Here is a 12,851-nt window from a genome sequence, read left to right on the forward strand (position 1 = left end):
ATTGCTAAATAGTCCCGAAAGCTTTTTACCCTTGCTGCAAAGGAATTTCGATGGTAAATTCCGTCCCTTGAGTGGTTTGGGAAACGCAAGTGAGCTGACCCTGATGTTTTTCGATAATTTGATAGCTAATGGACAGTCCCAATCCCGTCCCTTTTCCCACGGGTTTCGTGGTATAAAAAGGGTCAAATATTTTCGCGATCGCTTCTGGTTTCATCCCGACCCCGCTATCGGCAATTGAAATTTTCACCCGATTTTCTGGGGTCAGTTCTGTGGTAATGGCAATGGTCAATTGTCCTTGGTCGTTGGTCATTTGTCCTTGGTCGTTTGAACCTGTTGTTACCGATGACAAATGACCAGTGACGAATGACGAATCACCGGAAACTTTTTCTTCCAGAGCGTCGATCGCATTGCTGAGCAGATTCATAAACACCTGATTGAGCTGACCCGGATAACATTGCACCTGGGGAAGTTTGCCGTAATTTTTAATGACCTGAATCGGGGGACAATGGGCGTTATATTGCAGGCGGTGAAACAAGATTTCTAAGGTACTGTCGATATTTTCATGCAAATCCACCGCCTTCATTTCCGCTTCATCCAAGCGAGAGAAGGTGCGAAGGGACTGGACGATTTCTTTAATTCGTATAGATCCCATTTTCATGGAATTTAACAACTTCGGCAAATCTTCCATCAAATATTCCAGTTCGATGGTATCGAGTTCGGAGACAATTTCCGGAGGAGGTTCCGGATAGTGCTGATTATACAGTTCGATTAATCCGAGTAAGTCCGCAATATAATCGGCGGCGGGAGAAAGATTGCCATAAATAAAGTTAACCGGGTTGTTAATTTCGTGAGCGATACCGGCTACCAACTGACCGAGGGAGGCCATTTTTTCGCTGTGAACCAGTTGAGCTTGGGTATTTTGGAGTTGCTTGAGGGTTTGGGCTAATTCCTCTGCTTTTTCGCGTTCGCGGGTTTCAGAACGGCGCAATGCGGCTTCAGCTTGTTTGCGATCGCGCAATTCGTTTTGCACTTGTTCGTAGAGGGTGGATTGTTTGATGGCGATCGCCAATTGCACCCCCAACTGGCGCAAGGATTCGACTTCCAATTCATGCCATTCTCGCACATCGCGACAGTGATGAGCGATGAGCAATCCCCATAAATTGTCCCCTTGCAAAATCGGCACCACCAGATTGGCTTTGACCTGATATTTGCTCAATAAATCCACGTGACACTGATTTAAAGTGCTGTGATGAATGTCGCCGATCGCGCGGGTACGCCCTTCGCGATAGAGGGAGACATATTTGCCCGAAAAACAGGGGTCGTGAATTTGCTCTCCCCAAATGGGCATCCACTCTGGTGCTACCGATTCCATCACCACCTTTCCACTCCAATCTTGGGGGTCGAACTGATAGATAATCGTGCGATCGGTGGATAAAAATTGGCGCACTTCTGTCACTGCAGTGGAGAGCACTTCGTCAAGATTGAGAGAACGACGAATGCGATCGAGCATTCCGCCGACTAAGCGTTCGCTGAGCAGTTTGCGGTGTTGCGCTTCTTCCGCCTGTTTGCGAGGGGTAATATCTTCGATCGCCGCGATCGCGTAGCTGATGTCTCCCGCCTCATCCCGTACCAAAGAAACCGTGACATTCGTCCAAACCCAGCGTCCCGTTTTATGAATAAATCGCTTTTCGAGAGAAAACGCCGAATCATCGCCGCCAATTTCGCATCGGGGTGCCAAATTGTTCTCCAGGTCATCCGGGTGAGTAATATCCATAAACGTTTGCTGTAGCAATTCGCTTTCCGAATAGCCGACAATCTGACAAAATCCCGGATTGACCTGAATAAATCCCCCATTTGGCCACACTTGTGCGATTCCGATCGCCGCATTTTTGAAAATCGCGCGAAATCGTTGTTCGCTTTGGCGCAGGGATTCTTCCGCTTGTTTGCGCTGAATCAGTTCGCCCAGTTGCGTCGCCACCACCGATACTAATTTCAACACGCGATCGTCGAACGGAGTGTGGGTTTGAGTGAAAAAAACTAACACCGCTAACAGGTTATTATCTTTGGTAATCGGAACGCCAAATCCCGTTTTTAATTGCACGGAATTTGCAATAGCAGTGCGATGAAATATCGAGGCTTCTAGAGTGGATAAATCTGACAGCCATTCCGGTTGCTTCGAGACCCAAACTCGTCCGGGAAGTCCTTCATTGGGGGCAAAAGTGCGTTTAGTTATTTGAGATTTAAAAGGCGTAAAACTCGCATCGCGCGCATAACAAGCGCCACTGTATTTTAAATGGGTTCCTTCTTCATTGGGCACCCAAGCTTCTGCAAAATCCCACTGAATCGTTTCGCAGCAGGAGCGCAAAATAATTTTTAATGCAGAGGGAAAATCGGCGGATTCCGCGATCGCGGAAGTGGTAGACAGTAAAAACCGGATTTCACTTTCCGCGCGAGTGCGCTCGCGAACTTCCGATTGCAAGCGCGTATTTTGGGCTTGTAGTTCTTGGCTTTGTTGTTTCAGGCGATCGTGCAAAAAACGCAACTCTAGCTGGTTTTTGACCCGCGCAAAAATTTCCGCCACCTGAAAGGGTTTTGTGATATAATCAGAACCGCCTATTTCAAAAGCTTTTACTTTGTCTTCCACCTCACTCAGCGCACTCAGAAAAATGACCGGAATGTCGCAAGTTTCTGGCTGAGATTTTAATTGCTGACAAACCTCATACCCATTCATCTCAGGCATGTTAATATCCAGGAGAATTAAATCGGGAGGAGCCATTTGCGCGGCTTTCAGCGCCAGTTGTCCGTTAATGGCTTTTCTGACTTGATAGCCTTGCGAAGCGAGCATATTCGACAGCAATCGCAGGTTATCCGGCGTATCGTCCACGATTAAAATGTCGGCTTTGAGTGTTGCTGGTTGCTGGTTATTCATCTGAATTGAGTTGCGAGATAGAGTTATCGAGTGTCAGTTCAATAGCCGATTTACGCTGACCCCTGTTTGCGATCGGCAGGCGAAAAAGGAATTTAAGTGAAGGATAAGTGACATCCTCTCAACCCAAGGGGTTGAACTCTGCCAATCCATTATAGCCTTAGACTTATTCTGTCGCAATTTGCCATGAATAAATCATCAGAAGGAACCGGAAAGAAAGGAGCGGGAGGCACGATCTCAACTGTTGCACCCCGCCCGAGAATCAACCCGCCTCCTCCCCGCATCCCTGTTGGGGGGAAAGGCAACATATTGTATAAAATTTGCATGGATTTTTTGAAAAAAAGGGAGTGCTTTAGGAACGGGCCAACCCGGGAAATCGCGCCAAAAAAAGCTAACGAAATGCAAGGGAAGGGTTTTAATCTCCCTGGTGAACAAGCGACCCCTAACAAGCCCAATACAGCGGGTAAAAAAAGCACAACTGCGCCTCGGGGGTTGGCGTTGAGTAGCATATCTGTAGAAGCGCCCTGATGGAGGGAAAAAATGAACCCAGAGTACAACCGATCGCGAGAAGAAAACAGTGGCGATCGCGAAAACCACCAGAATGAAGAACAGTGGCGTTTGGAAGAACAACGCCGCAACCGCCGTTTGGAAGAGCTTTCCCAAGGAGAACCGGATCCCTATGCCCCAGGAGAGGCGCAACAGTGGCACCCAGAACCAGAACGCCCTGGGGGATCCGGCGATCGCCTATCCCCACCAGACCCCCGCCTCAATCGGCGCATCCAGGAACTCCGCGAAGCAGAAGCACGCTTAATCCGTCGCATGGAGGAATTGCGCCAAGAAGAAGCCCATCTGACTCGCCGTCTGGAGTCCCTGCGCTTAGAAGAAGAAGAGCGCCGCTTTGCCGAAGTTCACCGCACAGCGATCGTCGCCAAGGTACAACAAGCGATTTATTATCTAACTGGCGCCTTAGGGGTGCTGTTATTGTTACGAGTGCTTTTGCGCCTGTTTGCTGCCAATCCAGAAAATCAATTTGCCGGCTTTATTTACGAGCTATCTAAGCCATTTGTCGTCCCCTTTGAGACCCTTTTTGGTACCCCTACCTTCGGACAAGCGGCTTTTGAATTCAATACCGTAATTGCGATGGGGGTTTACGCCTTGCTCAGTTGGCTCGTGGTGCGGTTAATTCGCTTAATCTGGAGCTAAAAAAAAGGGGGAAGGATTGCGCTCTCGGTAAAGCAGCGATCGCCGTCGGATTCACAGAAGGTGGCGATCGTTGTCATTGCGGTTAATTTATCCGCGTGACAGAAGCCTTTGCCTTACATCGGTTATTGTATAGAAACCCAAGCCAAAAGCGTCACCTTCACCCAAGCTCGTTGATTTTAACACCAAAATTATGAGAACAGAAAATCCAGTCCAACCCGGAAAGTTATGTATTTTTACCTTTGGATATGGCAATCGAAAAACCTACGATGCCCTAGAAACCTATTTAACAGACTACGAGATTAAATGGGTGGTGGATGTGCGGAAAAGCCCGAGGGCTTGGAGTCAAAAATGGTACGGGAAGCAACTGCAAAAACTGTGCGAGTCGCTGAAAATTGGATATGTGTCTAAAACATCTTTGGGGAATATATCCGGTAAAGCAAACTGGATTCCGCCGAATGCAGAAGCCGCCGAAGAAGCGTTAGCGGAAGTGGCAGAAATGGCTCGAGAAGGGTCGATTTTGTTGCTTTGTGCAGAAATGGATGCAAACCGATGCCATCGCAAGGAAGTTGCCGATCGCTTAACCGAATTAGTCTCGATTCCGGTGGAACATTTACGTTAAAATTCGCGGTCAAAAGCAGCGCTTGATGCAGGAAGTTGCGATCGCCAAAACGATCTTAAAAAAGCCGCATACCCCGATTGGCGATCGCTGCTTTTTGCCCCCAGCCACATTGCAATAATTGCCGCAGGCGATCGAGAACACCACCCGCCAACAAGGCGATGGAGAGGCGCGATGCATTCATCATGCTTATTGCGACTTCGGTTTTTTCGCGGAACGGATTTGAGAACTCGGGAGAGTATCCGCCTCCGGTGGCGGATCCGAGAGCGATCGCGCTTCTAACTCCTGCAACTGTTGCAATCCATACGCCTCCACTAACCTTTCCTCCAAATGGGAGTGAGACTCCAATTCGCCATCGCCGAGAATGTGCTCGATCGTCAAATCCGTATTTCTCAGATGTTGGCACACTAAAATTGTGCGATGGCAGGTAATCGGGTCTTTTTCGGCACACATCAGCGCGATGGTATCGGTTTGACAGTCTTGCAGCAACCGTTTGATTCCGCGATCGAACTCTGACGTTCCCACCAGTGAATCCGAGAGGGATTTCCCGGTCAAGTCAAAACACCCGGACTCGTTGGCTTTGCCCCCGAGTTCCCGACCCAGGAACAGGTAGCGAATCCCTGTATTTGTCAATGCTTTTTGCAGTTCCGATTTATTGAACTGCGGGAAATAGCGGCTATAGGGGTGCGATCGCACGTCCCCCACCACCGTCACCCCATGTTGTTGTAGTAACCCAATAAATTTGCCAATGGTATGATTGGAATGGCCAATCGTGAATAATTGTCGAGACATGACCTAAACTATCCTCTAAAATGACAGATTTGAGCGAAAGCTCGCTCATCATCAACAGTTTTTACAATTATCCCATTGTCCGGTAATTTTACAACCAGAGGCTTGTACTTTGCCAAGGAAACCGAGGAAAATTTTTGTTCCAGGTCGCCTTTGTCTGTTTGGAGAGCATGGCGATCGGGCCGGCGGACACCGCAGCATCAATCCCGCTCTGGAAAAAGGATACACCCTCAGCGTCGGCACCCATCAAGGCATTTATGCCCAGGTCAAACCCCATCCCACCCCCCTGATTTTGCGCCCTTCCTTCAGTGACGGCACTCGCCTCGAACCCATACAATTGCCAATGGATCGCCAAACAATGCTCCATAGCACCAAAAAAGGCGGCTGTTTCAGTTATGCCGCAGGCGTGGCTGACTACAGTCTCACTCATTATCGCGTCCAAGGGCTAGAAATCGATAATTATGGTTTCTACGAGTGAAAACTGGGCGCGGCGAAATGAAAATCGCCGCCGCCAGCAAAAACACCCCCGAAATCCTCAGCATGCTCAATCAATATTACCCCTTTTCCACCAATTAAATCAAACAAAACCCTCACCGATATCTCGGCAAAATTAGTGCGAAATAACCCAAAAAGCTGGCCAAGCTTTGCAACAAAAAGATGCCGAAAAAAATCGAACCGTTGATGACCCACGCCTAAGCCGAATTTGACCGCCATCTGATTCGCCCTTGCCCCTCGCAGTTAACCGCTCCCGTGCTGCATTCGCTGCTGAATCATCCGCCTCTACAGCCGTTTATTTTAGGCGGAAAAGGCGTCGGTTCCCAAGGATATGGCACGGCGCAATTTCTCGTTCCCGATCGCGATCGTCAAGGGCGGGTTATCGATATCATTCATCGGGATTTCCCCCAAAATCAATGCCTAAAACTCATCATTTCTCAGTCCAAACCCGCGTACCTGGATGTTCATCATTTGAAAACATGCTATAATTATCGCCGAATTTATTTCTCATCCGTTCAAACCAGATAGCTTGCTCCCCAGCGGAGAGTGTCCCACACTTAACCCTCAACTTTGATAGGTCAATGATGAGCATTCCCCAAACTCCAATTCGCAAAGCTGTGATTCCGGCGGCGGGATTCGGTACCCGACTATTTCCCGCTACCAAAGCAGTGAAAAAAGAAATGTTTCCCATTGTCGATCGCGACGGTCGCGTAAAACCCACGATTCAAGTCATCGTCGAAGAAGCGATCGCCGCCGGCATTGAAGAAATCGCCATCATCACCCAACCGGGCGATATCGAAGTTTTCCAGAACTTTTTTCAAACCCCCTTAACCGACAATTTTTATAACAAACTCTCCGAAAAAAATCGCGAATACAGCCAATATTTGCGCGACTTAGGCCACAAAATTACCCTCCTGACGCAAGAGACGCAAGAAGGCTACGGTCATGCGGTTTACTGTGCCAAAGAATGGGCGAATAACGAACCGTTTATGCTCTTTCTCGGCGACCACGTTTACCTATCCGAGCTTAATATTTCCTGCGCGCAGCAACTCATCCAAGTTTACGAAAAAGTCGGCAAAAGCGCGATCGGCCTCACCGTCACTCCGGGTTCGGAAATTTATCATTGCGGTTGCGTCACCGGGAATTGGCAAGCGGACAACCGCCTCCTGTTTCTCACGGAAATCTGCGAAAAACCCGACTTAGAATATGCGCGATCGCATCTGCAAGCAGAACCCCTCGGCAGCGATCGCTTTTTCACCATCTTCGGCATCTATATCCTCACCCCGAAAATCTTTGACTTCCTAGAAGAAAACATCCGCAACAACCACCGCGAAAAGGGAGAATTTCAACTCACCTCTTGCCTAGAACAGTTGCGCCAAACCGAAGGAATGGTGGGCTATCCCATCAAAGGCCGCTGTTTCGATACCGGAATGCCCGATGCCTATTGCAACACCCTGATGGAGTTTCGCCGAGGCTAAATCTACCGGAGTCGAAACTCGGCAATATTCCCCGGAATTTCTCTCTGTAATGACCTTATAATACCCTTAAACTAATCGTCGATTTCCACCAAGCTCATGCTCAGAAAAATTGGATTTGCCCTCTTATGGGTGGGACTATTAATTTATGCCTTTGGATTTGCCCCGCCCGATCGCCCCGATACCTTTCGCTTGATTCAAAATCTCTCCACCGGTGAGTGGGAAGGCATCAATCCCTTGATTATTTCCCTGTTTAATGTAATGGGAATTTGGCCGATGGTTTATAGCTGTGTCCTATTTTTCGATGGCAGAAACCAGAAAATTCCCGCATGGCCCTTTGTCCTTTTCTCATTTGGCGTCGGCGCATTTGCCCTATTACCTTATCTGGCCCTGCGAGAACCCGCCCCCGGATTTTCCGGCGAAAAAAACCGCTTGCTGAAACTCCTCGACTCCCGGTGGACCGGTGCCTTCCTCGCCGTGGGAACCTTGGTATTATTGGGCTATGGCCTAACTCAGGGCGAGTGGGCCGATTTCCTACAGCAGTGGCAAACCAGCCGATTCATCCACGTGATGAGTTTGGATTTTTGCCTGCTGTGCTTGCTCTTCCCCGCCTTGCTAGGGGATGACATGCAGCGTCGGGGACTTGACAATTCCACCATTTTCTGGTTCGTTTCCTTGCTTCCCCTCCTCGGCCCGGTGCTTTACTTGACCTTCCGTCCCCCCCTCGCCGAGAAAGACCAACCCATCCAGATGGAACCTTCTGTGTCTCGGTAATCTACTTTTTATCACTTTGTAGGGTGGGCACCGCCATTTTCGTTGCATGTATCTTACACACCCTTCAATTTGGCGGTGCCCACCTTCCGATTTTTCCACCAAAATATAAAACAATGCATTGACCGCAATACACAATCAATAAAAATGCCCGATCGCTCTCCTAAACAAAGCGAAGTAGGGTGGGCACCGCCCACCTTCCTGAATTACCTCACTTCAACCGACCTTGTAAGCGGGACACCGCCTACCTATAAAAAAACCGACCGATAGCTTCCGCGATCGGTCGGACTTTATGAGTAGAGACACAAGCTGTTGGGATTCAGGGCGATTTAACCGTTAATCGCCGGAGCAGTGAGCGCGATCGGCTCCACATCACTCGCCGCCAAATCCAGCGGGAAGTTGTGAGCGTTGCGCTCGTGAATCACTTCAATCCCCAAGTTAGCGCGGTTGAGCACGTCAGCCCAAGTCCCGATCGCATGTCCTTGAGCGTCCACGATCGACTGGTTGAAGTTGAACCCATTCAGGTTAAACGCCATCGTGGAAATTCCCAAGGAGGTGAACCAGATACCCACCACCGGCCAAGCGGCGAGGAAGAAGTGCAAAGAGCGGCTGTTGTTAAAGGAAGCGTATTGGAAAATCAGGCGTCCAAAGTAACCGTGAGCCGCAACGATATTGTAGGTTTCTTCTTCTTGACCGAATTTATACCCGACGTTGGTGGATTCCACTTCCGAGGTTTCGCGCACCAAGGAAGAGGTGACGAGACTTCCGTGCATGGCGCTAAACAGGGCACCGCCGAATACACCAGCCACACCAAGCATATGGAAGGGGTGCATCAGGATATTATGTTCCGCTTGGAACACGATCATAAAGTTGAAGGTACCGGACACACCCAGCATCAAGCCGTCGGAAAAGCTTCCTTGACCGATGGGGTAGATTAACAGTACCGCAGTGGCGGCGGCGACGGGGGCGGAGAACGCCACCGGAATCCAGGGGCGCATTCCCAAGCGATAGCTCAGTTCCCATTCGCGACCCAGATAAGCGTAGATACCAATTAAAAAGTGCAGAACGATGAGTTCGTAAGGGCCACCGTTATAGAGCCATTCATCCAGAGAAGCGGCTTCCCAAAGGGGGTATAAGTGCAAGCCGATCGCGGCGGAAGAAGGCACCACCGTGGCGGTCATAATATTGTTGCCATACAGCAACGAGCCGGAAACTGGTTCGCGAATGCCATCCAGGTCTACCGGAGGTGCAGCAACGATCGCCAGAATAAAAACGATGGCTGCAGTTAAAATGGTGGGAATCATCAGCACGCCAAACCAGCCGATGTATAGGCGGTTTTCGGTACTGGTAACCCAGTTACAAAATCGATCCCAGAGGTTGTTGTTTTGCGATTGGGCAAAAGTGGTTGTCATTAAACGAACAACTCCTTCGATATCTGCGTGAGTGATAAAGACGGGGAGGAAGCAGCAATGCTGTCCGCCGCCGTCAATTTATTTATAACTGTAAAGCTATGGACTTGTCAAGGGATTTAGTAAATTTTTTGCAAATTTCACCAAAATCCTTGTCCCACAAGGGGTTTGGGGCGTAATTTTATTTGGCCACCTCCGCAAAACCCAGCCGACCTGCAGCCGCTAGGATTTTGGTTTCCTCAGTTTTTATGTAATCAATCTGCAATTAAGAAAAAGCAATATTGGAATTTTTAGAATGCAATTCCCTTCACAAAACGGATTAGTCCGCGTAGGCAGACTTAGCTTGTCTAGGCGCGATTTCAATCGCCCGCTTTTTATCTTTCTACGGAAAGGTGGGCAGTGCCCACCCTACGAGTCGATTCTCACCTATAGCTTAGGGTTTGACGCGCAACGTGATGCGAATCGTGCCAGAGACAGAAGCGGGGAATTGTGCGGCAACCAAGATTTCGCGCATGGGGTCGAGTACGGTGCTTTCGCTCAGGGTAGAGCGGATATCGTCGTACAGGACTCGCACTACATTTCCATCGCGCACGATTAATTCCCAGACCACTTCGCCGCTGGTATTTTCAGGCAAAGAGATCCGATCGAGCCGATCGCGCAGATCCTCGATCGCGGCTGAATCCACCCCTTCCACCTGTAGCACTTCAATGCGATCGCTGGCCACTGGGGCGGGTTCTTCCGAACTCTCGTAGTTTGGCATCGACGGCATCCCTCGGGTACCGCCACTGGCACGACGAGGTAAGGGCGCACCGGCCTGGGGATTTGGGGGTGCCCCTGGGTACATGTTAGCCCCGGAAGACATCAGCATATCGGCCTCTTCTTGCGGACCAAACACTCCCTCATAACTCACTCCTTCCGGCAATTCCACCGGCACCTGGACGCGGCGCGTCGTGCCATCCGGGTCTACTCGCACTTCCTCGCTCACTGCCACAAATGCGGTATAGGGAGATAACAAGCGATAAGCCAGAGCGGTATCGGTAACGGCATCCACGCCGGATTTGGTTTCGCCGCCATACATTTGACCCATCAAATCTTTAATGCGCTGGCGCGCCCAGAGTTGTGCGATCGCCGGATTGCCGCCCTCGTCAAATGCCATGCGGAACAGTTGTTCGTAGCGATCGCCATTTGCCGTCATTCCCGTAACCCGTAACTGACCTCGGGCGCGATCGGCTTTGCGTCCGAATACCACCAACGGTTGTTGGGCAAACAGATCCGGTGCAACCGACGGATAAACCTCTGCCGGTGCGCCGCTTCCTTCCCATTCTACTTCAATATTCGTCAGCACCGGATTGTTAATTTGGCGGAAAAAACGTTCGGCAACTTCCGCCGTTGGTTCGTCTTGGCGAATCACTTGGGAAGTGCCGCGTCCCACTTCAGCGAGGCGATCGAGTAAAAAGCGATTCACCGAACTCCCCACCCCAAAACTGTAGAGTCGATTGCCCGGTTTTAACTGTCTTTGCACCTCAGCAATCACTTCATTTTCATTGCCAATATAACCATCGGTCAGCAAAACGATACTCCGCAACCGTCCCCCTTCTGTAGGGGGAAAATTCAGCACCGTTTGAATGCCATTCAGCAATTCAGTGCCGCCATTGGCATCGAGATCGTCGATATAATTCATGGCCCGTCGCCGATTTTGTACCGTATTGGATAAAGGTTGCGGTGACAGGGCCGTGGCGCGATTGGAAAAGTCAATAATCGTAAAGGTATCGTCGGGATTGAGACCGTTAATAAAACGGCGCATCAATTCTTTGGATTTGAGCAACGGATCGCCAGATTGAGACCCAGAGGTATCCATTAAAAAGACCACATCTTTGGGGACGATTTCATTGGTTTCGTACTCCAAAGCGGGAATCAGATACACCGCAAAATGTCCGCCGCGATCGTCCCCTTGAGTTAACACAGTTGCTTGGGTGCGATCGTCGGAAACGCGATAGCGCAAAATTAAATCTTTGTTGGGAATGGTGTCTTCCGGGGCTAAAGAAATACGAACCGTTTCTCCAGTTTGAGATTGGCGGATAGTATGGGAGGGCGATCGCAGGTCAAAAATCGGCATGCCGGCATTAATTTCCACCGTGACATCGATATCGTGACCGGATCGAGTGCCCGGAGGCAAAACCGGCGGCGTGATGCGCGATGCATCGGGAACGCGATCGGTATTTACCATGCCATTATTGTCCCGGGGCGAACCCGGAATATAGCGCGGACCGACCACCATTGGAAACACGAATTCATAGTTTCCACCTTCAAAGTTTAAACTATCAGTATAGCGAATCGTTACCTTAATTTCTTCTCCGGGTTTGATATTGGCCAGAGATTGGGTAAAAATGTTCGCGCGTTCTTGTTCTAAGAGTCCGGCAGTTCGACCTTGTTGGCGGGCTTCTTCGTAGATGCGTTGCGCTTCTTCTCGTTGTTTAATATCCCCTTTAATGATGCGATCGCCGATAACAATTTCCATGTCATCCACCGCCGCTTCATCGGGCAAGGGAAAGACATAAACGGCTTCTAACGGATCGTTAAACGGGTTTTCAAAGGTTTGGGTCACTTCGACCCGGGACAAATTGCCAGCAATTCTAGCATTGACCTTGGTATGTTGGAGCGGAAAAACTTGCTTTTCTCCATCGGGAGATAAAACATACAAACCGCCGGCAGAGTTGGGAGTCTCGGCGGTGGGAATATTTCCGCCTTGAGATAATATTGTAATGCCAGTGGAATCCGGCGATTGCGCCCAACTCCAAGTCGCAAGCGCCCCGAGGGTGCCAGCGAGGACTAAAGTAGCGGGGAAAAGATAGAGAAACTTCATAGCTGCTGCGTTTGAGAGCGCTGTAAGTGTTTCATGGTTCTAGGATGACACAGCTTTGTCAGAAATGGGTTGAAGTTACATTTTTTGTAACAAACACAGAATCCCTCGGGCAAAATGAATCGGGCGATCGCTTTTCGCTACTTCCTCCCCCATTGAAACTTGCCCCCAATCTCTTCTCATTTCTTAAAATTTTCAGGACTGACGCAGCATACCCCACGGGTAGGGTAGGCAACGAGTTACCCACCCTACCCGTCGTTAAAATGCAAGGGTTCTGCAATGGCAGCACCCTTGCATTTGATAGCAG

General features: G+C 49.7%; 12 protein-coding genes. 6 read left to right on the top strand and 6 right to left on the bottom strand.

Going from position 1 to position 12,851, the window contains the following annotated elements; translation table 11 throughout:
• Positions 1–25 precede the first annotated feature (25 nt).
• The gene (locus AC0QH1_RS10465) at positions 26–2,929 is read right to left on the bottom strand and encodes a GAF domain-containing protein (protein ID WP_324631030.1); all 2,904 of its coding nucleotides are present in this window, start codon (positions 2,927–2,929) and stop codon (positions 26–28) included.
• A 537-nt stretch (positions 2,930–3,466) separates the two neighbouring features.
• On the opposite strand from AC0QH1_RS10465, the gene AC0QH1_RS10470 reads away from it, so the two are divergent.
• Positions 3,467–4,129, top strand: coding sequence for a YggT family protein (locus AC0QH1_RS10470; protein WP_324631031.1), 663 nt, complete (start codon positions 3,467–3,469; stop codon positions 4,127–4,129).
• 190 nt (positions 4,130–4,319) lie between these two features.
• On the top strand, positions 4,320–4,748 hold the full coding sequence (locus AC0QH1_RS10475) for a DUF488 domain-containing protein (RefSeq protein WP_324631032.1): 429 nt from the start codon (positions 4,320–4,322) through the stop codon (positions 4,746–4,748).
• 55 nt (positions 4,749–4,803) lie between these two features.
• On the opposite strand, the gene AC0QH1_RS10480 is transcribed toward AC0QH1_RS10475, so the two are convergent.
• Together AC0QH1_RS10480 and AC0QH1_RS10485 are read right to left on the bottom strand one after the other, a co-directional pair.
• Positions 4,804–4,932: a hypothetical protein gene (locus tag AC0QH1_RS10480; RefSeq protein WP_324631033.1), complete on the bottom strand. Its 129-nt coding sequence runs from the start codon at positions 4,930–4,932 to the stop codon at positions 4,804–4,806.
• A 2-nt stretch (positions 4,933–4,934) separates the two neighbouring features.
• Positions 4,935–5,537 (bottom strand): DUF488 domain-containing protein, encoded by a 603-nt coding sequence (locus AC0QH1_RS10485; protein ID WP_324631035.1) that lies wholly within the window; start codon positions 5,535–5,537, stop codon positions 4,935–4,937.
• A gap of 109 nt (positions 5,538–5,646) precedes the next feature.
• On the opposite strand from AC0QH1_RS10485, the gene AC0QH1_RS10490 reads away from it, so the two are divergent.
• Positions 5,647–6,012 carry a hypothetical protein gene (locus AC0QH1_RS10490; RefSeq protein WP_324631036.1) on the top strand — a complete coding sequence of 122 codons (366 nt, stop codon included), beginning with the start codon at positions 5,647–5,649 and terminating at the stop codon, positions 6,010–6,012.
• On the opposite strand, the gene AC0QH1_RS10495 is transcribed toward AC0QH1_RS10490, so the two are convergent.
• The gene (locus AC0QH1_RS10495; protein WP_324631037.1) at positions 6,003–6,248 is read right to left on the bottom strand and encodes a hypothetical protein; all 246 of its coding nucleotides are present in this window, start codon (positions 6,246–6,248) and stop codon (positions 6,003–6,005) included. The genes AC0QH1_RS10490 and AC0QH1_RS10495 overlap by 10 nt on opposite strands.
• A 36-nt stretch (positions 6,249–6,284) precedes the next feature.
• Between AC0QH1_RS10495 and AC0QH1_RS10500 the strand changes: the two genes are divergently transcribed.
• The 3 genes from AC0QH1_RS10500 to AC0QH1_RS10510 all read left to right on the top strand — a co-directional run bounded on the left by AC0QH1_RS10500 (position 6,285) and on the right by AC0QH1_RS10510 (position 8,278).
• On the top strand, positions 6,285–6,557 hold the full coding sequence (locus tag AC0QH1_RS10500) for a hypothetical protein (protein WP_324631038.1): 273 nt from the start codon (positions 6,285–6,287) through the stop codon (positions 6,555–6,557).
• Positions 6,558–6,610: 53 nt separating this feature from the next.
• Positions 6,611–7,507 carry a UTP--glucose-1-phosphate uridylyltransferase gene (locus AC0QH1_RS10505; RefSeq protein ID WP_324631039.1) on the top strand — a complete coding sequence of 299 codons (897 nt, stop codon included), beginning with the start codon at positions 6,611–6,613 and terminating at the stop codon, positions 7,505–7,507.
• 96 nt (positions 7,508–7,603) lie between these two features.
• Entirely contained in the window at positions 7,604–8,278 is a 675-nt protein-coding gene (locus tag AC0QH1_RS10510) for a DUF2834 domain-containing protein (RefSeq protein ID WP_324631040.1), read from the top strand.
• Between the two features lie 326 nt (positions 8,279–8,604).
• Here AC0QH1_RS10510 and psbA read toward each other — a convergent pair whose 3' ends face one another.
• The gene (psbA, locus tag AC0QH1_RS10515; RefSeq protein ID WP_324631041.1) at positions 8,605–9,687 is read right to left on the bottom strand and encodes a photosystem II q(b) protein; all 1,083 of its coding nucleotides are present in this window, start codon (positions 9,685–9,687) and stop codon (positions 8,605–8,607) included.
• 430 nt (positions 9,688–10,117) lie between these two features.
• Complete coding sequence (locus tag AC0QH1_RS10520) at positions 10,118–12,547, bottom strand: VIT domain-containing protein (RefSeq protein ID WP_324631042.1); 2,430 nt, start codon at positions 12,545–12,547, stop codon at positions 10,118–10,120.
• Positions 12,548–12,851 lie beyond the last annotated feature (304 nt).

This window comes from Phormidium sp. CCY1219 (assembly GCF_055795085.1).